This is a genomic window from Vibrio sp. vnigr-6D03 (assembly GCF_002835515.1).
Taxonomy (GTDB): Bacteria; Pseudomonadota; Gammaproteobacteria; order Enterobacterales; family Vibrionaceae; genus Vibrio; species Vibrio penaeicida.
On the sequence record NZ_PIZL01000046.1, the window covers coordinates 118962 to 142907 of the forward strand.

At 42.3% G+C, this 23946-nt stretch carries 22 protein-coding genes; 9 read left to right on the top strand and 13 right to left on the bottom strand.

Annotated features, from left to right (window positions below; genetic code table 11):
• Nucleotide 1 precedes the first annotated feature (1 nt).
• The 7 genes from pheT to ihfA all read left to right on the top strand — a co-directional run bounded on the left by pheT (nucleotide 2) and on the right by ihfA (nucleotide 8534).
• Nucleotides 2-2407: a phenylalanine--tRNA ligase subunit beta gene (gene pheT / locus CW749_RS25885; protein WP_101115350.1), complete on the top strand. Its 2406-nt coding sequence runs from the start codon at nucleotides 2-4 to the stop codon at nucleotides 2405-2407.
• 171 nt (nucleotides 2408-2578) lie between these two features.
• Entirely contained in the window at nucleotides 2579-3334 is a 756-nt protein-coding gene (locus CW749_RS25890) for an outer membrane lipoprotein-sorting protein (protein WP_101115351.1), read from the top strand.
• A gap of 55 nt (nucleotides 3335-3389) precedes the next feature.
• Entirely contained in the window at nucleotides 3390-4619 is a 1230-nt protein-coding gene (locus CW749_RS25895) for an ABC transporter permease (RefSeq protein WP_101115352.1), read from the top strand.
• Complete coding sequence (locus tag CW749_RS25900) at nucleotides 4609-5832, top strand: FtsX-like permease family protein (RefSeq protein WP_101115353.1); 1224 nt, start codon at nucleotides 4609-4611, stop codon at nucleotides 5830-5832. Before CW749_RS25895 ends, CW749_RS25900 begins: the two co-directional genes overlap by 11 nt.
• A gap of 2 nt (nucleotides 5833-5834) precedes the next feature.
• Nucleotides 5835-6545 (top strand): ABC transporter ATP-binding protein, encoded by a 711-nt coding sequence (locus tag CW749_RS25905; protein ID WP_101115354.1) that lies wholly within the window; start codon nucleotides 5835-5837, stop codon nucleotides 6543-6545.
• Nucleotides 6542-7735, top strand: a complete 1194-nt coding sequence (locus CW749_RS25910) for a hypothetical protein (RefSeq protein ID WP_101115355.1) — start codon at nucleotides 6542-6544, stop codon at nucleotides 7733-7735. Before CW749_RS25905 ends, CW749_RS25910 begins: the two co-directional genes overlap by 4 nt.
• A 502-nt stretch (nucleotides 7736-8237) precedes the next feature.
• The gene (gene ihfA / locus CW749_RS25915) at nucleotides 8238-8534 is read left to right on the top strand and encodes an integration host factor subunit alpha (RefSeq protein WP_101115356.1); all 297 of its coding nucleotides are present in this window, start codon (nucleotides 8238-8240) and stop codon (nucleotides 8532-8534) included.
• Between the two features lie 257 nt (nucleotides 8535-8791).
• Here the strand turns inward: ihfA and CW749_RS25920 are convergent, their stop codons facing one another.
• Both CW749_RS25920 and CW749_RS25925 read right to left on the bottom strand, forming a co-directional pair.
• Entirely contained in the window at nucleotides 8792-9565 is a 774-nt protein-coding gene (locus tag CW749_RS25920) for a RelA/SpoT domain-containing protein (RefSeq protein WP_101115357.1), read from the bottom strand.
• Between the two features lie 136 nt (nucleotides 9566-9701).
• Nucleotides 9702-10226: a hypothetical protein gene (locus CW749_RS25925; protein ID WP_101115358.1), complete on the bottom strand. Its 525-nt coding sequence runs from the start codon at nucleotides 10224-10226 to the stop codon at nucleotides 9702-9704.
• Nucleotides 10227-10554: 328 nt separating this feature from the next.
• On the opposite strand from CW749_RS25925, the gene CW749_RS25930 reads away from it, so the two are divergent.
• Nucleotides 10555-11205, top strand: coding sequence for a thiopurine S-methyltransferase (locus CW749_RS25930; RefSeq protein ID WP_101115359.1), 651 nt, complete (start codon nucleotides 10555-10557; stop codon nucleotides 11203-11205).
• 104 nt (nucleotides 11206-11309) lie between these two features.
• Here the strand turns inward: CW749_RS25930 and purT are convergent, their stop codons facing one another.
• The 11 genes from purT to CW749_RS25990 form a co-directional block, all read right to left on the bottom strand.
• On the bottom strand, nucleotides 11310-12485 hold the full coding sequence (gene purT / locus CW749_RS25935) for a formate-dependent phosphoribosylglycinamide formyltransferase (protein WP_101115360.1): 1176 nt from the start codon (nucleotides 12483-12485) through the stop codon (nucleotides 11310-11312).
• A gap of 147 nt (nucleotides 12486-12632) precedes the next feature.
• Nucleotides 12633-13520, bottom strand: coding sequence for a cytidine deaminase (gene cdd, locus CW749_RS25940; RefSeq protein WP_101115361.1), 888 nt, complete (start codon nucleotides 13518-13520; stop codon nucleotides 12633-12635).
• Nucleotides 13521-13862: 342 nt separating this feature from the next.
• Nucleotides 13863-14537 carry an LrgB family protein gene (locus CW749_RS25945; RefSeq protein WP_101115406.1) on the bottom strand — a complete coding sequence of 225 codons (675 nt, stop codon included), beginning with the start codon at nucleotides 14535-14537 and terminating at the stop codon, nucleotides 13863-13865.
• Nucleotides 14537-14899: a CidA/LrgA family protein gene (locus CW749_RS25950; protein WP_101115362.1), complete on the bottom strand. Its 363-nt coding sequence runs from the start codon at nucleotides 14897-14899 to the stop codon at nucleotides 14537-14539. Before CW749_RS25950 ends, CW749_RS25945 begins: the two co-directional genes overlap by 1 nt.
• A 13-nt stretch (nucleotides 14900-14912) precedes the next feature.
• A complete protein-coding gene (gene sbcB / locus CW749_RS25955; protein ID WP_101115363.1) occupies nucleotides 14913-16337 on the bottom strand; it encodes an exodeoxyribonuclease I in 1425 nt (474 codons plus the stop codon).
• Between the two features lie 410 nt (nucleotides 16338-16747).
• On the bottom strand, nucleotides 16748-17530 hold the full coding sequence (locus CW749_RS25960) for an ATP-binding protein (RefSeq protein WP_180958498.1): 783 nt from the start codon (nucleotides 17528-17530) through the stop codon (nucleotides 16748-16750).
• Between the two features lie 156 nt (nucleotides 17531-17686).
• Nucleotides 17687-18676: a hypothetical protein gene (locus CW749_RS25965; protein ID WP_101115364.1), complete on the bottom strand. Its 990-nt coding sequence runs from the start codon at nucleotides 18674-18676 to the stop codon at nucleotides 17687-17689.
• A gap of 148 nt (nucleotides 18677-18824) precedes the next feature.
• Complete coding sequence (locus CW749_RS25975; protein ID WP_101115365.1) at nucleotides 18825-20168, bottom strand: hypothetical protein; 1344 nt, start codon at nucleotides 20166-20168, stop codon at nucleotides 18825-18827.
• A gap of 134 nt (nucleotides 20169-20302) precedes the next feature.
• The gene (locus tag CW749_RS25980) at nucleotides 20303-20992 is read right to left on the bottom strand and encodes a hypothetical protein (RefSeq protein WP_101115366.1); all 690 of its coding nucleotides are present in this window, start codon (nucleotides 20990-20992) and stop codon (nucleotides 20303-20305) included.
• 698 nt (nucleotides 20993-21690) lie between these two features.
• The gene (locus CW749_RS25985) at nucleotides 21691-22080 is read right to left on the bottom strand and encodes a hypothetical protein (RefSeq protein ID WP_101115367.1); all 390 of its coding nucleotides are present in this window, start codon (nucleotides 22078-22080) and stop codon (nucleotides 21691-21693) included.
• A gap of 132 nt (nucleotides 22081-22212) precedes the next feature.
• Nucleotides 22213-22536 carry a hypothetical protein gene (locus CW749_RS25990; protein ID WP_101115368.1) on the bottom strand — a complete coding sequence of 108 codons (324 nt, stop codon included), beginning with the start codon at nucleotides 22534-22536 and terminating at the stop codon, nucleotides 22213-22215.
• Nucleotides 22537-23231: 695 nt separating this feature from the next.
• Here CW749_RS25990 and CW749_RS25995 point away from each other — a divergent pair.
• Nucleotides 23232-23945, top strand: a complete 714-nt coding sequence (locus tag CW749_RS25995) for a TetR family transcriptional regulator (protein WP_101115369.1) — start codon at nucleotides 23232-23234, stop codon at nucleotides 23943-23945.
• The last annotated feature ends 1 nt before the right edge of the window (nucleotide 23946 follow it).

Sequence of the window (23946 nt, forward strand, 5' to 3'; positions counted from 1 at the left end):
TATGAAATTTAGCGAATCATGGCTTCGTGAGTGGGTAAACCCTGCGGTATCGACTGACGAACTTACACACCAAATTACGATGGCGGGTCTAGAAGTAGACGACGTACTGCCTGTTGCTGGTTCCTTCACTGGCGTTAAAGTAGGTAAAGTGGTTGAGTGTGGTCAACACCCAGATGCAGACAAGCTACGTGTAACAAAAGTAGATGTTGGCGCTGAAGAACTACTCGACATCGTTTGTGGCGCATCTAACTGTCGCTTAGGTATCAAAGTTGCTGTAGCAACAGTTGGTGCTGTGCTACCAGGCGATTTCAAAATCAAAAAAGCAAAACTGCGTGGTCAACCATCTCACGGCATGCTTTGTTCATTCTCTGAGCTAGGTATCGATGTAGAATCTGATGGCATTCTAGAGTTATCTGAAGACGCTGTTATCGGTACTGATTTCCGCGAATTCCTAGGTCTTGATGACGTAACAGTAGACGTAGACCTAACGGCTAACCGTGCTGACTGTTTCAGCATTCGTGGTATGGCACGTGAAGTTGGTGTTTTGAACCGTGCAGACGTTACAGAGCCAGCAGTAAATGCAGTTGCACCTTCTATCGATGACACGATTTCTATCGACGTAAAAGCGACAGATGCATGTCCTCGTTACCTTGGTCGTGTAGTTAAGAACGTTAACGTTCAAGCTGAAACACCACTTTGGATGCAAGAGAAACTTCGCCGTTGTGGTATTCGTTCTATCGATCCAGTGGTAGACATCACCAACTTTATTCTTCTAGAGCAAGGCCAACCAATGCATGCATTCGATCTCGCGAAGATCGAAGGTGGTATCGTGGTTCGTCTAGCAGAGCAGGGCGAGAAGCTGACTCTTCTAGATGGCAATGAAGCTGAACTAAACTCCGACACTTTGGTTGTCGCAGACCACAGCAAAGCGCTAGCAATCGCGGGTATTTTTGGTGGTGAAGAGTCTGGTGTAACGACTGAGACTAAAGACGTTCTACTTGAGTGTGCGTTCTTCGCACCGGATCACATCCGTGGTCGCGCTCGTAGTTATGGCTTGCACACTGATTCTTCAATGCGTTTTGAGCGTGGTGTGGACTTCGCACTACAAGCAAACGCAATGGAACGCGCGACAGAACTTCTCGTTGAGATCTGTGGTGGTGAAGTTGCGCCAGTAGTGGGTGCTGAGTCCGAAGCAGACCTGCCAAAAGCAAACACAGTTGCACTGCGTCGCACTAAACTAGATAGCTTACTAGGTCACCATATTGCAGATAGCGATGTGGCTGAAATCCTAGAGCGTCTTGGTCTATCGGTAGAAAGCACGAACGAAGGTTGGACAGCAACAGCCCCAACTTGGCGTTTCGATATAGCTATCGAGCAAGACTTAATTGAAGAAGTGGGTCGTATCTACGGTTACGATAATATTCCTAACCAACGTCCAGTTGCTGCACTTCAGATGCACAACCACGTTGAAGCGAATATCCCGCTAAAACGCGTTCGTAACCTACTTGTTGACCGCGGTTACCAAGAAGCGATTACGTACAGCTTCGTTGAACCAGAGCAGCAAAAGCTCGTTGTTCCAAGTGTTGAACCGCTAATCCTGCCATTCCCAATTTCTGCGGATATGTCAGCGATGCGTTTAGGTCTTATCCAAGGTCTATTAAACACAGTAGTTCATAACCAGAAACGTCAACAGCCACGTGTTCGTCTATTCGAATACGGTTTACGTTTCATTCCGTGTGAATCAGCCGAAAACGGTATGCGTCAAGAGCCGATGCTTGCAGGTGTTATCGCAGGTACTCGCGGTGAAGAGCACTGGGATATCGAGACAAACACAGTGGACTTCTTCGACCTTAAAGGCGATCTAGAAGCCGTTCTTGAGTTAACTGCAAACGAAGTTGCTTACTCTTTCGCAGCGCTTTCTGCTGAAGATAAAGCAGCGAACCCAGCGCTTCACCCTGGTCAATCTGCAGCACTAATTGTCAGTGGGAAGCAGGTAGGTGTAATCGGTACGGTACACCCAGAACTTGAGCGTAAGTTCGGTCTAAACGGTCGTACTATCGTATTCGAAGTTGAATGGTCAGCGATCAACACGAAAGTGATTCCTGAAGCAGTACAGCTTTCTAAGTTCCCATCAAACCGTCGTGACATTGCCGTTGTTGTTGATGAAGCTGTCGCTTCTGGCGACATCGTTGCTGCATGTTTAGCACAAGGTGGTGAGTTCTTGAAAGGTGCCAAGCTATTTGACGTTTACGTAGGTAAAGGCGTTGAAGAAGGCAAGAAGAGCCTAGCTATCGCGCTAACATTACAATCAGTAGAGCGCACGCTAGAAGATGCAGACATCGCGGGTGCGGTTGATGCGATCGTCGCTCACGTCTCTGAGAAGTTTGGTGCTTCACTACGTGACTAGTTGATTCTTACCAAATAGACAAAAAGCAGGCGAATTAGCCTGCTTTTTTTGTACCTGTCATCCCGCTTTTATTCAGAGAGTTGTAAATCGTCTGGCAATTTGATCTTCCTTAACGCATCGTTAATCCAAAATATATCATCATGTTCATATAACTTAGGTTTTGGAGAAAACATGAAACGTTGGCTACTAATTCTTATCATCGCTCTACCTTTTTTGGGGGATGCCTCGGCATCGTCTCTCACCGCTAAAGACATCATAATCAAGTCAGATAAGCAAATGCGTGGAGACTCTAGTTACACCGTTTCTACAATGAACATTGTCCGTCCTGATTGGACTCGTTCCATGAGCATGAAATCTTGGAGTAAAGGGCAAGACCTTTCTTTGGTTTTGGTCACGGCGCCTGCAAAGGATAAAGGTTCTACTTCATTAAAAAGATATCGAGAAATGTGGAACTGGATACCCGGAATCGAGAGGGTGATTAAAATTGCGCCTTCCATGTTAGGACAATCTTGGATGGGGTCTGACTTCACCAATGATGATCTCATTAATCAGTCTTCCATTGTTGTCGACTATACCCATGAACTGGTGGGAGAAGATACGTTTGACTCGGTATCAACATGGAAGATTGAAGCAACCGCCAAACCAGATGCGCCTGTTGTCTGGAGCAAAGTAACATTGTGGATTTCACAAGGCACCTACCTCCAAAGAAAGGTGGAGTTTTATGACGAATTTGATGAGTTAGTGAACACGCTTAGTACCTACGAAGTGAAAGAACTCGGTGGGCGAAATATCGCGACCCGAATGGAAATGATTCCGGCAGATAAGCCGGGTCAGAAAACAGAAATGATCACACATGAAGCCCAGTTTGATTTTGAGATAGGTGACGACTTTTTCTCACAATCACAAATGAAAACATTACGTGACTAGGGTCAACAGACCCTAAACTCAGAATCGGCAGCCTTTACTCCGTTAAGGACATATCATGCTATTTACGTTAGCTTGGCGTAACTTATGGCGGCAAAAGCGCAGAACGCTACTCACAGCTTCTGCATTAGCATTAGCGTTGTTTCTTTCGCTCGTTATGCGCTCGTTACAAGAAGGGACCTACAGCAACAGTATCGAAAACAGCGCGCGCTTTTCTACAGGGTTAATTCAGTTACAGCATCCAAATTTTGGTGAGAGCAACAGTATTGATGATTTGATTCCGGCATCCCCTGAGTTTATTTCCCCTGTAACAAAAGACCCTGAATTTACTCACATACTCCCTCGTATTGAATCATTTGCGTTGGCAGCAGCGAAAGAAAAATCCAAAGGTGTCATGGTTATTGGCATCGCCCCAGAGCTTGAAGACAGCTACGCAAAGCTAAGTGAAAAGGTAATTCAAGGTCACTATCTGAATCCAGAAGATCAGGAAGTGCTGGTGGGTGAATCGCTAGCACGCCATATGAATTTGTCTGTCGGTGATGAGTTGGTGCTCTATGGGCAAGGTTATAGAGGACAAACCGCGGCAGGGTTGTTTAAGGTGGCAGGGCTAATTTCGTTTCCTATTCCCCAATTGGAAAACCAGCTGGTTTACATTCCGCTTGAGCAAGCAAAGCTAATGTTCAGCACAGATAACCAAATCACCAATTGGGTTATACACGTTGAAGATCTTAATGACTTAGACCGAAAGGTAAAAGAGTTAAAAGACGCTTTTGGTTCAGATGTGCGAGTGAGGGATTGGCGAGACCTTTCTCCTGAAACCGCCCAGAACATTCAAATGGATAAAGCAGGGGGCATCTTTATGATGTTAGTGCTTTATGGTGTTGTTGGCTTTGGGCTATTTGCCACCATTCTCATGATGACGTTAGAGCGACAACGTGAGTTTGGTGTCATGCTAGCGACAGGGTTACTCAGAAGCCGCTTACTCGCATTGATTGGCATAGAGTCTATTTTCATTGGTGCGCTTGGCGCTTTTATTGGAATGTTATTAGCAACACCAATCTTAATTTACTTTTACTTCAATCCTATCCAGCTAACCGGTGACACTGCAACGCTTATGCTAGAAGCGGGTATGGAGCCCATTCTTCCCTTTGCATTATCTGCAAGCCTATATGTGAATCAGGTTTCCATCATTATTGGTCTGTTAGTTTTATGCCTGCTTTACCCAATGTTTAGGGTGTATCGGATGGATTTAGTGAATGCACTAAAAGGGGGCGCACATGCTGATTAAACTGGCTTGGCGCAACTTGTGGAGAAATAAAATTCGCACAGGGATCATGCTAGGCGCCATGGTATTTGGGTTACTTGGGGTGGTTTCCATCATGGGCTTTATGAATGGCTTAATGGATAGCATGCTGAGTAACGCCATCTCGTGGCAAACTAGCCACGTTCAAATTCATCACAAATCTTATTCTGACAACCCAGATCTCAATGCGATTATTCCAGATTCGGAGGCGATGTTGAAGGCAATCGAAAGTCGTTCCGATGTGGTGCAAATGTCAGCCCGGTTCCTTGTCCACGGAATGGTTGCGTCTGCGAGAAGCAATAGAGGCATAAAAATCAATGGAGTGGATTTGGACTCAGAGCGGAAAATAACGCCATTGTCATCTCACATCGTTAAAGGGGACTGGTTAAGCAAGGAAGGTCGGAACCCCGTTCTCGTTTCTGAAAAAACAGCACAAAGGCTTAACTTGAGGGTCGGATCAAAAGTAGTGCTCACTTTTTCAGACACCAATAATGAGGTTGCTGGTGCAGCGTTCCGAGTAAGAGGTGTGTTCAAAACGCCTTCAAGCAGTTTTGACGACGGCAATATCTATGTAAGGAAATCCGATTTAACGAAGTTAGCAGGCATTGAAGGTTCACATGAAGTGGCCATCCTACTAAAAGATCCGTCGGTCGAATCAATAGAAGCATTTTTAGAATCAATAAACACCATATTGCCTAATGACAGTGAAGCGCGAGGTTGGCGTCAAATTCAGCCGATGCTTGCGTCTGCGCAAAGTTCAATGGCCACGAGTAACGGCTTAATTTTGGGTGTGTTTGTTATCGCGATGGGCTTCGGGATTGTCAATATTCTGCTAATGTCTGTTTTTGAGCGTACACGAGAGTTTGGTGTGCTCATGGCAGTAGGGATGCAAAAACATCGAATATTCACGCTCATTCTATGCGAAGCAACGTTCTTAGGCGCATTAGGAGCATGTTTGGGTGTGCTAGCCAGCGTAACCTTGATTCTCATTTTGAATCATACAGGGCTTGATCTCCGCATCATGTCAGATGCGTTAGGTGCTTATGGTGTAGACACTGTGTTGTATCCGCGCATCCAGCTATCAGAGTATCAACTTATTGTGTTTACGGTCGTTCTTGCCAGTGTCATTGCTGCACTGTATCCGGCAAGGCAAATTCTTAAGCAACAACCAGTGCAAGCTATGTCGGAGAAGCATTAAATATGACTATTCAAATAAATGGGCTACGCAAAACCTATAACCAAGACAGTGACTTTCCCGTGCATGCGGTTAAAGCGCTAGATTTGACGATTGAACAAGGAGAATTCGTCGCGGTTATGGGGCCATCCGGCTCTGGAAAAACCACGCTCTTGAACATGCTCGGTGGAATCGATACACCTTCCGCAGGAAAGGTCAGCATTGATGGTTGCGATATTTGTGATTTACCAGAAAAAGAACTGATAGCGTTTCGTCGGGATCATATTGGGTTTATCTTCCAAGACTACAGTTTACTTCCAGTATTGACCGCTCTAGAAAATGTTGAATTTGTCATGCAGTTGCAAGGTCGAACAACTCAGGAGTGTGAAAGCAGAGCGTCAGCACTACTCGAAAACGTTGGCTTGAAAGATCAAATGCACAAAGTACCTGCCAAACTATCCGGTGGGCAGCAGCAACGGGTTGCGGTGGCGAGAGCGCTTGCTCCCGGACCTCGTTTTGTAATGGCAGATGAACCAACGGCAAATTTGGATGCAAAAAGCACGGCGGAGCTGTTAGATATTATGGAGCGTTTGAACAATGAAGAGGGAACAACATTCATATTCTCCACTCACGACCCAAGGGTCATCAAACGCGCTAAGCGCGTGATTGTTTTTGAAGACGGTCAATTGACAGAAGACAAGCAACAAAACGAACGAGTTGACGTGGAACTGGTATGAAATCGATAAGTTATCTGTTTTCAGCGAGTTATCTGATTGCAACTTGTGCTTCGTTTTCTAGCTTTGCCCAGATTCCAGGGTTAGTACCCGAAAAAAATTGGGATCTGGGTGGCTATATTAAGTATATGGCGACTTTTAATGCAGCCGATTCTTCAAGTACTCACTTAACGGATCATCTCTTACACCAACGGTTTAACTTTGAATATCGCTTTAGCTCGGCACTCCGAGCCAACGTTAGCATGAGAAACCGCTATATTTGGGGAGATTCCGTCACTAACAACCCCAATTACGGAAGCGCAGTCGGTCAGGATGATGGGTTCTTTGATTTAACGAGCAACTGGCATGACAACGGCAGGCAAATTGGAACAACACAATTTGACCGAGCCTATCTAGACTATTCCGGACGTGAATGGCGAGCCAGAGCTGGGCGGTTTCGCATTAACTGGGCGATGACCACAATATGGAACCCAAATGATATCTACAACACCTATTCTATCTATGATTTTGATTATGAAGAGAAAGGTGGAGCAGACGCATTACAACTCAGCCGAAGTTTGGGTTACGCGAGCAGTTTTGACGTGGTGTATTCACCCAGCGAAGACGATGACCAAAGCAGTTACTCGGCTCGGTATCTAGGAAATGACTCGGGTTGGGATTACCAATTAATGGTAGGCAAAGCCAAACTGGATTCGGTAATAGGGGCGGGTTTTGCAGGCGATATTAAAGGCGCTGGCGTAAGAGGCGAGGTAAGCTATTTTTCACCAACTAAAGAAAAATGGAAAGAGATAGAGCTCACCGCCACTATCATAGCCAGTGTCGAAGTGGATTATAGCTTTGGTGGGAGAAGAAACTGGTTGGGAAGAGTCGCTACGCTTTATATCTCTGAACCACAAGAGCCAAATAGCGGCTCTAATTATCTTAACAAGCCAATTTCACCGAGAACCATGAGCTTCGATGAGCATACCGCTTATGTTGACTTAGGGTTCGATGTATCCCCGCTCATGCGATTAACATTCAGTTCTACATTATATGGTGATGGTTCCCTCTTTTTAGGCGCGAACACGAGTTACTCGATCTCAGATGAGGCGCAACTGATCGGAGTGATTCAGCGCTTTGATGGAAGAGAAAATAGCGTATTCGGTAAAACATCCGCTACTGCCATTTATGCTCAAATTAAGTGGAGTTTCTGAGTTGGGGTGTGCCGACCAGAGCCAGAAAGCGAATAGTGGTATTGGGTGTTTAAATTAATCCATTAAAAGTTATAACAGGCTCCGATGGTTGTTTGTTGCTATGCACTTGAACCATCTGATTTTGGTTTCATAAATGATGTGTCTCTAATCGCAAAAGTTCGGAAATATTGTCTCAACTTTATGAATTACCTAATAAAACATGTAAAAAGTACACAAAATTTACATTAGTCTAATTCACTTTTATTTCGATGTTTAGTGGGTTTGTATGTTGTGTTTTGTGGTTTTGTTGGTTTATTTGTCCTTAAAACATTACTTCTGTTGAGTAAATTATCAGCTACTTACAGTTTGTGCTTAATATGGCATTAGAAAAAAATTGGCGAAAATCATAAGCTTGGCATACACTTTTGTTTGTGGGGTCTTCAGCTACCTTAAAGGTCCCACAAAGTGCTTTGGCGCTACAGTTTTTGTAGCTATTGTTTAACACAGCTTTGAGGGAAGTTTTATGGCGCTCACAAAGGCCGATTTGGCTGAGAACCTGTTTGAAAAGCTCGGATACAGTAAACGGGATGCCAAGGAAACGGTTGAAGTGTTTTTCGAGGAAGTTCGAAAAGCCCTAGAAAGTGGCGAACAGGTAAAACTGTCAGGCTTCGGGAATTTCGATCTTCGCGATAAAAATCAGAGACCGGGTCGTAACCCTAAAACGGGCGAAGACATTCCAATTACTGCTCGACGTGTTGTTACGTTCCGTCCAGGTCAAAAATTAAAAGCCCGGGTCGAAAACATCAAGGTTGAAAAGTAGCCTAAGCAAATTGACCGCATTCGCTTGCGGTCATTTTGGTTTATGGTGGTTTTAGACGTATTCGTTTTGCTGCGTGGGAAACTCAACTGCTTGAAGCTGCTTGACTTAAGGTATAAATCTTAAGTCTGGCAGCTTCTTGGTTTCTAGCATCTTTTTGGTTTCTAGTAGCTTCTCGGCTTCTAGTAGCCTCTTGGTTTCTAGCTTTACGGTTCGTTACTTTTTCGCAGCTAGTTCTCCAATACTCCAATCAACAGACCTTAAGCAGCCTGAGGCGCAATGTAAGGTTGCCAAGCGTTTTGATACAAGGTTTTGGCTTTCGACCTTAACTGTTTTATGTTTTGAATTTCAATATCATTCATTTCTCTAGATTCAATCGCAGCCGTACGTTCAATAAACTGAATCTTCTGATAAATTTTATGCTCTGCACCACTCTTCACTTCTGCAATATCACTTAAATGCAACTGTACTTCTGCAATGAGCTTAGTACCGGGCAATTCCAACAAGACATTAAGATCTCTGTAACCGGAAGGTGTAGGGGATTTGAAGCGATTCTTCACTTTCAGAATTTTTGCGTTTTTATGAAGCATTTCGTAGGCAGTAACCAAACTTGGGATGTCTTTAGCAACTAAGGTTGCTCGCGCTAAATCGGTAATCCTTGATACGTTTCCATCTAACTCTTTTTCAATTTTGTCTTTTGCTCTGGATTCACTCTTAACACCTGCGAAATAAGGGGTCGTTCCGCTCAACATTCCAGCCGTTTTACAAAGGTTCTCCAATTCAAATTGCGCTTGATGAGCTTTGGAATACAACACATCAAAGTCTGAATAAGGTTGAATGGGTTTAGCGTTAGTTGAAGGAATGCTATACAGACCGCTCAAGCTACGTCGAAATACATTGGCATTTGGCTGGTTTTGAGAAGTGCCAGAAGAGCGTGCAGAGTCGGAGTTATACGTTGGAGAGTTTACGGCAGCAAAAGGTGCTTTACTCAGAAGCAATAGCATCAAAGCCGTAGTTTTCAGAAACAGGTTCATTCATACTCCTAGTTTAAGCGCAGTAAATTGTGTACAAAAAGGGTACTAAACGCGTTAAGAAGTTGAATAGTCTGCATTTGGCAGATATAGATTAGATAGGGATGAAAGGGTTAAGTTCCAACCCCTAGCGGTATATTTAGTCGATTAGTGTGAGGTTGTGCGCATTTTTTGTGCGATCGAGTTTGGTGCAGAATTCCTTCAGCGATTTTGCGTCGGATATCCTTATTTTATGCCCTGAAAAACGATCGAAAAGCTCATTATGGTAGGCATAAGAGTTAGCAGTTTCCCTTTGGTAGTATGATCTTGCCCATAGCTTTTGACGTTCTAGATCGGAAACGTGCAGTTTATTTCTATATCGTTTATCTAATTGATTCAGACAAACAAGCAAAGGCATATCCAGAAATATAACTTGTGTGGTTTTTACCATAAGCTTTGAAAGCGACTGTCCGAATACGCCCTCTGCTACCCAGTTACCCGAAGTGTTTAGATGTTGAAGCTCACTAGAAAGAAACTGCATTTTTTCTGCAATAGAATGCTGTTCGTCGTGCCATGCTAATTCATCGAGCTCGATGTGTTTTTGCCCGGTGATAGACGAAACTTTTATTGCTAAAGCAGACTTTCCCGCGCCTATATTGCCAAATATAAGTGTGCGATTAGCCATTTTTAAACCTGACGTTTGTATTTGTAGTTTTATGCGGCACAAATTACGGTGATTAGTGCATTAAATCCATGACAGAAACTAAGGTTTAACGCAAAACTTTATGAAAGTGTGATGTTCACCCAATTTGAGTAGCTAGCCTTGGTGGGGAGTGAAACAAATAATTAGCACTTTAGTTCCAATTAGCTTGTATACCCAAGTTAACTCTCGCTGAACCTAGTATCTTGAGGTGACTCGGGTATATCATTTCTTCGCCAATCAGCATCATCTCTTTCCGTTTAAGAGGCGATCCTATATTCTCTACAAAACGGTATTAGCTTGAGGAATGGTAATGCAAGACCAAGAAATTTGGCATCAGAAATGGGCATCTAACCAAATAGGGTTTCACTTAACCGATGTAAACCCCGTATTAATTGAACATTGGAAATTACTCGAACCTAGCCGTGAAAAGAAAGTATTTGTCCCTTTATGTGGAAAGTCTGAAGATCTTGTGTGGTTAGCCAAATTCCACGAAGACGTTCAAGGTGTAGAGCTTAGTGATATTGCGGTGAGAGCCTTTTTTGCCGAACAGTTTTATACACCCACCGTCACAACAATTTCTGGTCAGCATGAACTCTATCAATTTGATGAGCTAAGTATTTACACGGGCGATTATTTTACAGCGCCGATACAACCTGTTGATTTGGTTTATGATCGCGCTGCGTTGATTGCTTTACCTAAAGAAATACGACGCGACTATGTAGAAAGGCTGAAATCGCTACTGCTTCCAGGTGGCAAAATTCTTTTGGTTTCATTGGACTATGACCAAAAAGAAATGACAGGGCCACCATTCAGCGTTCCCGCAACCGAAATACATGAATTGTTCTCTGGGTTTAAAGTCACACGAGTATCTCGTGAAGATGCTGATGAAAGCCACCCTAGAATTCAAAAGGGATTGACTCGATTTGCAGAAGAGGTTTGGGTGATAGAACCGGAAGCCTAGAGTGAGTCGGCTTCGCCCAAATTCAAATTAAGAGAAAGCCAGCATAATTGTATGCTGGCTTTTCAGTTGAGCTAGCCAAATCGAGCAGTCACAAAGTCTTACTTTTAGTATTCGATTTTTATCTTAGAAGCCGCTTCTACTGCATCTTGAACCGCTTGCTCGATAGTATCACGACGAGTCAAAGTCACGCCCAGCCTGCGACGTCCATCAATATCGGGTTTACCGAAAAGACGCAACTGTGTTTGAGCACTGCTTAATGCATCACCAATGCCACTAAATTGAATATCAGTCGATGTACCCTGACCAAGGATCACGGCTGAAGCAGACGCACCGTATTGGGTTATGTGATTGATTGGCATACCTGTAAACGCTCTTACGTGCAATGCGAATTCAGACATCTCCTGCGAGATTAACGTAACCAACCCAGTATCATGAGGGCGAGGGGAAACTTCGTTAAATATGATGTCGTCACCTTTTACAAAAAGCTCCACACCAAAGATTCCGTGCCCACCTAATGCATTGACTACCTTGCTTGCAACTTCCTGTGCATTGGCTTTGGCAGTGTCCGACATCTGTTGAGGTTGCCACGATTCGCGATAGTCGCCATCTTCTTGCCTGTGACCAATGGGTTCGCAAAAATGAACGCCATCAATCGCTCTGACGGTAAGCTGAGTAATTTCGTAATCAAAATCAATGAACCCTTCAACAATCACTCTACCAGCGCCAGCGCGACCGCCTTCTTGAGCGTAGTCCCATGCTTTCTGAATGTCCGATTCGGATTTGATAACACTTTGACCCTTACCAGATGAACTCATAATGGGTTTTACAACACAAGGTGTGCCGACAAATTCAACCGCACTAACGAAATCTGCAAAGTTGTCTGCAAAACGATAAGGCGACGTTTTTACGTGTAATTCTTCAGCCGCTAAACGGCGAATGCCTTCACGGTTCATCGTCAGCTTGGTCGCATTCGCTGTTGGAACAACATTTAACCCCTGAGACTCAAGCTCAACCAGTTTGTCTGTCGCAATAGCTTCTATTTCTGGAACAACAAAATCAGGCTGTTCTTGGGCGATGACATTCGCTAGAGCGTCGCCATCAAGCATATCCAGAACGTGAAAACGGTGGGCGACTTGCATTGCAGGGGCGTTCGGATAACGATCGCAAGCAATGACCTCTAATCCAAGTCTTTGGCACTCGATAGCCACTTCTTTACCCAACTCTCCTGATCCCAGTAGAAGAACGCGTGTTGCCTTTTTACCTGTTGCTGTACCAAACATTGTTCAACCTTATCTTGAGTGATATGAGGCGGATCATACTCATTTTTCATTGGCGCGCAATCGTTTGCTAAGGCTTTGTGTTATTCTCAACCAAGTACATTAAGACCTTGTAAATTCAAGGTCTTAATGTGTATAAGTTGTTACGGTTTATAGTGAAATGTATTCAAGTGGAATGTCTGGGTTGATTGCTTCCAGAGTTGCTTGAGTATTCGCTAAGTGGCTTGATGTCGCATCACGCATTTCGATCAAAACGGCTTCTTCAAGTTGATCCAGTGAAATATCCAACATCATCATCTGAATAATGGCGACCTGCAGAGGAGGAAGGCTAGGGTTGAACGCCGCGTTTTCTGCGTATGCGCCCGTAAACACGAACCCAGACTTGGTGCGTAAAGCTACGCCACTTAGGTTATGAGAGTAAGGAGCATGGCTAATATTTAGAGCCGCCAGCGCACTGATGACGAGATCGTTATCAGAATCGAGGGTTTTACCATGGTCGACTTCGGTCATCAACGCAGACTCGATTCCAATATCTTGAGGGCCAAAGGCTTCTGGCAGATAGTCGTGGAGAGTCTTTGCTTTTCGATTTGGAAGTTGAACCGACAGCTCAGAAGCGGTGTTTAATTCATTCATGAACTGACGGCAGTGACCACAAGGGCTGAAATTCACCGTCACATCTTTAATCCCACGCTCTTGCATCATCCAAGCACGGGAAATGGCACATTGTTCAGCGTGGATGGTTTGCCCTAGCTGTACATCTAGAAATTCAATATTTGCACCAAAATACAGTCGCCCAGAAACCCCGCGAGCAATAGCGCCAACGTAAAAGTTGGATATTGGGGCGTGAGAATAGGTTGCAGCAACAGGCAACAGGGCGACTCTCAATTCTTCATCGCTCAAGCCAGAAACCGTGAGAAGCTCATCAAAATCTTGCGGTGATATGGTCGCGTTAAAATCCGGATTAGAAACAATTGCCTCCATCGCAGCCGCGAGTGGAGTCGGTAACTCTTTAATCGCCTTTAAAATCCTAGCGTTCATTTCTTGTCCTTTTGGGTGTACGTTCAATTTCATTCTAGAAAATATACACGCCATCGCAGTGATGTAAATCACACAAATGTCTGCAATAGGTCATTTGGTTTCACTATGTGAGTGACATCTAACTTGTAATTGATTACATAGAAATTTCGTGCGACCGACATCAAATTTATTAATAGATTACTTTTTAAGCGGTTATTTGAGCAAAAGTGAGAGCAAGTGAAAGTGAATTGGAGTAAGTGGCAGTTAGCGAAAAGGGCGATATAGGGAGAGATAAGTGGAGATAAGTGGAGATAAGGGGAGATAAGGGGAGATAGGAGGGGGAGGCGTGAAGTTAGGGGCTGATTACCCTAACCACACGACCAACGCAAAAAATGCCGGAGCGAGAATTGACGTGATCACCCCACAAGCAACGAGCGCGAGCGAGCTAAATGCCGCGTCTTTTGGGTGTTTCTCTGCGCAAGCAGCGGTTCCAAGGGCATGAGAAACAGTACCCATGGTAAGACCTCGTGCTATTGGGTGTTTAACACCAATCAAGTTATAAATCGGATACGCGAAAACTGCCCCAAATACACCAACAAGCAAAACGAGTATAGCGGCAACGGCGGGCTCGCCACCTAAGTAACTGGAGACTTCCATAGCGATGGGAGTAGTGACCGATTTGCCAAGTAAACTGGCGATAAGGTGCAATTCGGTTCCTAAGTAATAGGCGATCATAGCCGACGAAAACATCGACATAATACTACCCACTCCGCAAGCCAATAATATGATACGCCAGCGAGCGCGTATTTCTGGTAGCTGTTCGTAAAGAGGGTAAGCAAGGGCAACAACAGCAGGTTGTAGTAAGAAGCTAAACCATTCGTTTTGCGAGTAGTAAGTGTCAAAATCAACATCTAGGAATACCAGTGTCGGGATGATGATTGAAACGCTAATAACAAGCGGGTTCGCAATTGGGCTATTGAGTTTTCTTGCAACTGCACGAGCAAAGAAAAAAGCCGCTAAAGTCAGGAGCACCCACATCATTTTGGCTCCTTCAATAGTTTGTCTAATCCAAGTCCGAGTAAAACAAGAACAATGGCTGTACCGCCGACTGCACTCGCTAAAATCGGGAGCGCGTTATCGACAAGCATGTCAAAGTGGTTCATTAACCCAACGCTGATGGGCACAAAGAGCAGCACCATATAGCGAATAAACAGCTGTGAAGTAGGGCGCACCCATTCAACCGGAATGAGCCCAAGTACAAGCAACGTAAAGAGAATCAACATTCCAAAAATACTGCCGGGTATCGCGAGCCCCAATAAGTGTTGGATAGTCAAACCAACAAGCAGACAAGCCATAATGACAAGAAAGGAAATTACGTAACCAAGAACACGTTGCAACATCTACAAACGAACCTTATGAGACCAGTTTTTCTACGTATTGATATACGGATTTTAACAGCGATACCTTTCTTTCATCACCATCATGTTCGTGAACTAAGTTTTCAAGGTTCTGCATGTAGTCGGGCAAATTACTTTCGAAATAATCTCGACAATGCGCAGCCCATTTAGCTTGCTCTGATTCATCGAGCGTCCATGGGTAGTGCCTAGCACGATAACGGAACAGAAGTGGCGCAATACGTTCATCTTTAACATTGATTTCCATCCCCGCTAATTGCTCTGGGGCTTTTTCTCGAATGATGTCCATGGTGGCTTTGTCTGCCGGAGAAAAGAATCCATTATAAAGCTGAGTATCCACGTTTGGATCGACATCGTACTCATCTTTGTTTTGGTATAGCTCGATAAGCTTTTCTCTAATTTCTGGGTGTTGTTTAATGAGAGCCAGATTTTTCAAGCACTGTTCTCTGTCGATTCCGATAAATTGGGCATTTTCTGCCGTTAACGTTTTCGCCGGTGCGAGAACAGGGCATTTATTCAGGTGAACAAGCTTAACGGGAACAGGCAATTGCCCTTCTTCCAGTTGATCTCGGCGTGTGTATAGCCTTGTTCTTAATTCATCGGAACTGAGTTCAATAAGTGGGGTAGGGTCCATGGCAAGGTTAACCATTGCTACGGCGTTTTGATTGGTTGGGTGCCAAGCCAAAGGAACAACCCAAGAGGTATAAGCACATTCCGCCCCAAACATGCCAGAAACATGCATTAGTGGTGTCATGTTAACGATGTCGACCAACTCATTGAGTTTACGTTTGTGGCGCATGCTAAAGAGGTAATCAAACAGCTTAGGCTGCGCTTCTTTAACTTTTCTCGCCATTTCAATGGTTGCGATAACGTCTGCCATCGCATCGTGGGCATTTTCGTGTTCTATCCCATTTTCGACAGACAAATGCTCCAGTTTAAAGCTGGTGTGCCCATCTTCGCGTTTTGGCCAATTGACGCCTTCAGGTCTAAGGGCATGACAAGCACGCATCACATCGAGTAAATCCCAACGAGAGTTACCATTTTGCCAACTCCATGCGTAAGGGTCGAAGAAATTCCGGTAAAGAGTGTACCTAGAAACTTCATCATCAAATCGAATGCTGTTGTAGCCAAGGCTCGTTGTGTTTGGAGTAGAGAGCTCATCATGAATTTTTCGAATAAATTCAGGTTCAGGAAGCCCTTTAGACACTGCGGTTTGTGGAGTGATGCCGGTGATAAGCGCCGCTTCTGGAGAGGGGAGGTAATCAGAGGGTGGCTGGCAGTAAATAACCAAAGGCTCGCCAATGATATTTAAATCCATATCCGTTCTTACGCCTGCAAATTGACTTGGTCGATCTTTGGCTGGACTGGTTCCCCAGGTTTCGTAATCGAAGAAAAACAGAGAGGGCTGATTATCTTGAGGCATTAATGGTTCCGATTTGTTGTTGCTTACGCATTGTATTTCTTTCTGTATTAGACCATTGCAAAGCGGGCTGGTAAACCAGAACCGCATAATTAGCGCATTTTCACCCTGCGATTTGGATTCACGGTTAAGCAGATGGGGGATTTCAATCCAATATCCGGTTAAAGAAGAAACAAAAGGGAATGGAAAGACAAAGAAAAGCCCGCATGAAGCGGGCTAGAGTAAACATCTGTCTTGTCTCAATAATTGATTCTTAGTGACAACGTATCGAGCGAATAACCACAACAATCTTGCACTGGAACCAGCACATGGGTATCACAAAGCGGCTGTGACGTTGTGAGTTACTTTTGGATATAAGTGGATTAGGCAGCTTGCTCTGTCGCCTGTAGAAGACTTAAAAGGTGCCTTGAAACTTAAAATACTTGTAAGTTGTTCTGTTGCACCCGCTGAATTATGTATTGTTGTAATGCTACACCCTGAAGTTTTTGTTTACATCCATTTAGGCGCACCCATGTATTACCTGACGTATTGAAATGAAGACCAAGTGAGTTTGATTTTGGTATGTTAACCTCTAACACGTACCCATTGTTAGAGTTAATAACATCGTGAAAGATCACTTTTATCTGAGTAGGATCTATTGAAGGTTGAATAGTATTAATTTTTAGATTGATTACTTTATTAATGTCATCTCTTAACTCTGCTGTTAACTTTAAGCTCTTCACTACACCAGCATCATTGATGCCCCAAAATATACTTCCACCCTCACTGTTTAGAAAAGCTAGAATGTATTCATCCACAAGATTTTGAATCGACTTAGTGGGATTAAGCCCCTTAACCTCTTTGAATTCTGTTGTGAGATCCTCTTCTAATCCACAGACGCAACCTTCCGTGAAGTCGTATTTGACGGCACGGTTTGTTAACTCTAAGTCATCAGATAATGAGCGGAAATACTTTTCGATTGATTTTAGAGAATACAGGCTAAGGTAGTGTTCTTCTGCGAACTGATTTTTTGAGCCGGAAATTTCGATTAGTTCATTGAGCTCATTCAGAGCTCTAGTTTTTCCGACAGTATTTCCCCAAACCTTCAAAACACTGTTTCTGTAACCTGTGCTGGTTTTCCCCCAGCCAATATATGCTTCTCTAGCTTTTTCTAACGTTGTTAAAAAACTCCACTTCGGGTCTACTGTTACTTTCAAAATGTCCCCTTACTAAAAAACAACTAACGTCCTATTATGGAGTGAGCAATACTTCCACCTGACCTAAATTTTTGCTCCGTAAACACGAAATCTTACCTTGAACTGAAAATACCAAGTGTTTTTGGAATCAATTTTAAGTATTTGTTATAAAAAATTTTATTCGCTGTCATAACCTATCCAATCTAATGCCTTGTACGCCTCAGGAAGAGGGCTAGAAACACGCAAACTTTCCAATAGATCTTTACGGGGTATACGTGCTGCTGAAATAAAGCGATTAAGTTGACCATGTAATGGTAACTCGGGATATTCAAGTGCTCTTGCTATATAATCTTTGTCTTCGTTTGTACACGTTTGAAATGACTTAATTAACCAATCTGTGGTGCCATAGGATGAACGTTGTAGCTCCTTACGTGTTTCCATTTCATAGATTTCGAGCAATAAAGCTCCAGTGACTAAAGACGAGCACGGACCCAGCTGACCATCTACTGAAAGAGAATAACGCTCTTGAATCTGAGTTACACTATGTTCAATAGAATTCCGATCAATTTTATGGAAATTGAAATCTTCAGTTTCAGTTGCAAGGAGCTTCAATACTGAATACTCTGTGATACCAAATGATTTTAGGAAAGAGAATAACCCCGAATTATCAATTACATTGATTATTTGCTCAGGCACGATCAAGCTAATATCTTTATTCATAACACCATACTTGGCGATTACATTTGATATTTTTTGCAGATTTGATTCTTTCTCGTCTATAGCTTTCACCAATGAAGCGAGCTTAGCTTCAAGTGTTCTTTTTTCCTCTTTTATGTCTTCCAGTACTTTTCTGGCACTAGCAAGAATTTTTTCAGATTCATCTTTATTAGTTTCAAATTCGTTAGAAATTTGCTTTTTCAGCTCTGATTTAACCACATACTCTGCGGCTTCACTTTTTACTGATTCAAATCCGATGTAACCAACGAGAGATAAAATAGCAACAGCTAGACCAACAAACAGACTCAAGCTTTTATAACTTCCATCTTGAGTTTTTTCTTTAATATCTAATATCAAAGCTTTTCGTGTGTCTTCAGACACTTTTGTACCTTCTTTTCTCAAGAGGCTGACATCTTCTTCTAGACGTTCAATTTTTCTTTCTAAAGTCATTCTCTGTACTTCTTCATTTGAATAACGCCCACTGAAGCTGGTGGCAACGCAATACAAAAGCCACCGCATAACACCTTAAATACTAAAAGCAACGCATAGTAAAAGTGTCACGCGTTACGAATCATTCTTAAACAGTTTGTTGTACAAATTACTCAAACTGCTCTTCAAATTTCTTTTTAGGAAGGTTATCAAAGCCTGAAAAATCAAAGTCAGAGTCAATTTCGTAAGCAGCCTGCATAATGGACAACATTTCTCTGTCAGCTCGCTTTCGATACCAATGTAGTTGGCTATTTTGATTACATTTATCGAGCAGTACCTTAATTTCATCTAAAGTGAATGAGTTGAGTTGTTTCTTTATATATCTATCGTAATAAATGTCCGCTCTGTCAAAGTCAGCACTATTCCCATAGCAAGCTATACAGAACCTGTGATGCAGTTCCTTATTATCAGTATCCCTTAAGTATTTTCTGATTATCAAATAGTGAGAGTTAGTAACATAGTTACCTTCAACACCGTAGTTGTGTTTGTGCTCGCTCTCAATGAGTTCGACAAGTTTTTCAATATGCTCTTCTGGTGACTCAGCCTTGAAAAAGCTGATTGCTTTTAATGAAAACTCTTTTTCAATCGTTTTATCTATCAGTAATCTAGCTGCCTTTTTCAACGAGCTATAAACAACTTTCTTCGTTGATAAGAAAAGCACCAGCTTTTCAAGAGGTTCAACATCATTATTTAAGTTTGAGTAATAGTCATTCTCAGACTTAATGTTTTCACAAAACTGTTTAGGGTTTGTTTCATAAACAATTTCTAGTGCCCGAAAGTTGATATCTAGATTGTCCATTGCACGATCATCTTTTGTTATAAAAACGAATTTCCAAAGCGACCTAAATATGTGGTCCATAATGGGCTCAGACGTTGACTTCAAGTATTTGCTATCTAAATAGGTTCTTAGTTCTCGTTTCTTTGGTAAAAGCTCCTTTACTGACTCTAGGTCCTCCAAGACTTTTCCAACGATGTTTTTGTTGAGCAAAGCGGTACGAGTCAATAGTGTATCGAGTGCATTTCGAATGTCACTCCTAACCATTTCTGGGGTAGGCTCAAATAAAATAGACTCTTCGGTTAAAATTGGATGAGCAGAAAGGTGTCTATGTTTTTGTATCGTTTCTAGTTTTTGTAGATCAGCTGTACTTAGGAGCTTAGTTCGCTCGAATAACATTTTTAGAATGTTCTTTTCCCACTTTGATGAAGTGGGCTCATCTTGCTGCTCTTTCTCTATTTCTAACAGGATCTTTTCTGCATTTTTGTCGCCATAAACATCTGATAGCTTACGTAACTTAAATAGAGCATCTGTAACAACAACAGACCAAAGCATAACTGTTGCCGATCTATAGCAGCCGGTTGAGTAGCATTTTATGACTTCTTCAAAATGACGCTGACTTTGTTTATTTTCTATTTTTGAGATGCTTTCTTCTAACGAATATGTGTAAAAATCCATACAGTTCCTCTATTTGTATAACGCCCGATTAAATAACCCCAAACGCACAACGATAGTTTCTGCAAAGCGCCATAACCACTGATATACCTGCAAACCGAAAATGCCACGCGTTGAGGGTCTGATTGAATTGCTTGTTATGTAAAAACCTCCCATGGGATGAGGATTGATAAAACGGCTAATCCAGCAAACATATAAGGACTAAGAACATCCAAATGCTCACGGTCATTTATAAAGGCACTAAGACGATACTTAAATTCAGTAAACAATAAACGTAGATACTTGAAAGCAGTCCAGTTCTTATTGAAAGATAGTAAACTGAAATACTCATCGTAATATTCTTCTAACCATTCACCATCCCCGCTTTCACCGCGCCAAACTGCTGGGTAGTTAATGCCTCTGCGTAAGAAACCACTGATTGCATACGTTGAATGTTGAATTCCTGGTTCATCCCCTTCCCAGACATCGAAGGCGTCACCTAACAATCCTTTTACTACTTCCTCCCGATGACTGTAATGAAATACATCTTTATTTTTCATCATGCGATCTGACCAAAGAAGAAACAGTTCATTGTGATAAAGCTTGGCATAGTTTCGATACCTTACCGTCAAATAAACTACTGCTGTCAATAGCAGGTATGCAATATGATCTTGGTGTGCAAATTCAATTTTGAATATAAATGTATTGGCTTCTTTCATTGTCGCACCTGAAGCTTCAAGCGCTAACAAAACTAACGAAACCGTTGTTAGTACTTTTCCTTTAGCTATCAATTTGTCGTCAGAATCAAACCTTTCTGTAAAACTCTTTTCATCTACTTCTTGTGCCAAAGCTACCTCCTTTTACATAACAACTTAATAGATCGATACATTCCGTCTATCTCTAAAGATCGTATCTACCTAACGAGCTAGCACTCAATTTTTAAACCCTTCTGAATGTGTGTGATTATGACACAGGGCACACTGCATTCAATTTAAAAATGCGAAAATTATCGGGCTTAAGCACGTTTGTACAAAAAAGTATCAGTTTGATTATTTATAAAGTATTCAGCAGGTTATGTTTTACAGTTCGTTATCGAAGAGATGCAGAGAGGGCTGGATATCTATAGGTATTAGCAGTTCCGATTTGTTGTTGCTTACGCTTCGTATTTCTTCCTGTATCTACACATTGGAAGCGGCTGGTAAACCAGAACCAGATCATGGGTAGCAGAAAGAATTTAGCGTTGCTGATTATCTAGTAGCTTTTTGGACAAAGCAACTGTGACTTTGTGAGTTACTTATGGACGTAAGTGAGTTAGGCGGCTTGCTCTGCCGCATGTAGAAGACTTAAAAAGTGCATTAAAACCTGAGGTGTATGTTATGAGTCAATTCTCAGTTCACTCAATTTCAACTTTAATCCCTTTCGAGTCTGGACCGCGACATAGAACGCTTTATTCAGTGAATCGATTAAATCACGCTCTCTAGGATGGACTTCTCGGGCAATATAATGCCCGAAATGCCATGCGTTGGATGTCGGATTGAAGCTTTTGCTAGCTTTTCTCTATATCGCTGCTTAATTTCTTCATTTTTGCTTCAACAATAATTTCTTGTGCAGCCCATATTTTTGGTGCCGCATAGCCAGAAACAATTGATAGAGCGACTATTTTGGCCACGGTTGATATATTTTCTTGGATAGAACCAATGAAATATAAAGACACAACTAACCCCAATATGAGACCCAGCGTACAGCGTAATCCCAACCAAATCCCCCTTTTTTCTTGGAGTGCTTCGGATGCTACTTTTGTTTTGCTCTCGTCTTTTGGTGAATTTAGTGGGTCTATAGAATCCATAATTGCATATGCAAAACTTCCGATAACTCCACCGATCGGACAAAGAATAAGAAGAGCTATATCAAAAAATGTTATTCCCAGTTTTTCCACGAACTTTCCTTAAATAGCTAACGCCAGAATAAAACGCTGACAATGCATAAAACAAGCCGCTGCATTACGCCTTACACACTAAAATCACCGTAAACCAAAACTGCCACTCATTGGTTATCAGTTTGAAGCTTGTTACGTTTGTTGTTGTGCTCGCAGTGCGCTTACTCCAAAACCAAAAATTATTAGAGAAGGTAAAGTTAGCACTATGCCATAAAATAGGAGGAAGTCTTCACGATACATATAGCCGCCAAAAGGGTTAAATATCCAGAGAGCACAAAGGCATAATAGTGACCAAGCTCCACTAACTAGAATGAAAGCCATAAATTTGGGAAGTGTAATGATGTGATCATTAGTTTCAATTTCAGATTTACTTTTAGTGCCAAAATATCCCAGTCCAAGAATCGAGCAAATAGCACTTACTAATCCTGTAATGCCATTAACTGTTTCCCATTCCATACAATCATTCCTCACGAGACATAACAACTTATTAGACCGCTACAATTCACCTATCTCTGCAGCTCGCATTCACCTAACGTGCCAATACTCAATTCTTAAACCCTTTTAAATGTACGTGATTATGCCACAAGACTCACTGCATTCAATTTATATTTGCAAAAAGTATCATTCTGGTTATTTATAAATTATTCAATAGGTTATCTTTTACTGTTTGTTATCGAAGAAATGCAGAGAGGGCTGGATATCTATAGGCATTAATGGTTCCGGTTTGTTTCTTACACGTTGCATTTCTTTTTTGTTAGTCCATTGCAATGCGGCTGGTAAACCAGAGCGGAATAATTAGAGCGTTTTCAGCTTTCGATTTGGATTCGTGATAAAGAAGAAGAAGCGGAATGGGGAGATAAAGAAAAGCCCGCATAAAGCGGGCTAGAGCAAAGGGCTCTGAGTCTCAATTAGGGATGAATACAGTTTGTGACTAATTCAAACTGTTTGGTGATGGTGTGAATTGTTGCATAGGGACAAATGTCTAATGTCATCATTATGTTAGGTCTTAAAATCAAATGTTTATGGGTTGTAAATTAAAGCCGGTGTCATTTTCTTTTTTAAGTCACAAACAATAAAATGAAAACACTATAGACAAAATTACTTATTGATCATATTTTATCCATAGTGTTTTCGGTTTTGTGGTGATTGTGATGAAAATGAAAGAAAAGAAAGCTGAGGTGAGAAGAAAGATCATCAACGCAGCGGTAGAGCTAATGTCGGACGATGGCTTTAAAAATGTGTCGATGCGTAAAATTGCTAAGGCGGCAGAAGTGGGTGACGCCACTATTTACAATTACTTCCCCAATAAAGAAAAAATCCTATATGGGTACTTTGAATGCATCGTGGAAGACACGATAGAAGAATTGAATCAAACCCCTGATTTTCATGAGTACAAGCTAAACGAAAAAGTTCAGCTATTTCTTGAAACCCATTTAAGCCTGCTGCTTTCTAATCGCGAGTTTGTGGAAGAAGCATTTGAGCTGGCGTTTCTTTCTCCGTTAGCCAAATTTGGCGCTATGTCCCCAGTTAAAAATCAAATTTCAGAAACATTTGAAGGGTATCTGCATGCTGCTTATGAAAATGAGGAGTTGGTTCCCCAGCCAGGCAGCAGCTTTCTTTCATCTTTATTCTGGGACTACTACGTAGGTGTTCTTGTCTATTGGCTTAAAGATGACTCCGAGGAGTTTACTCAAACCACACAGTTGATTGATTTGAGCCTCGCGCTTGCCATGTCTGTTCTAGAGAGTGGCATGATGAGTAAAGCGAGCGACATGGTCTCGTTTCTATTCCGACATCACTTATTCTCTGGGTTTGATTATTTAACCAAAGCGATGAATACCGTTCGCACCATTAAGCGGAGGTAAC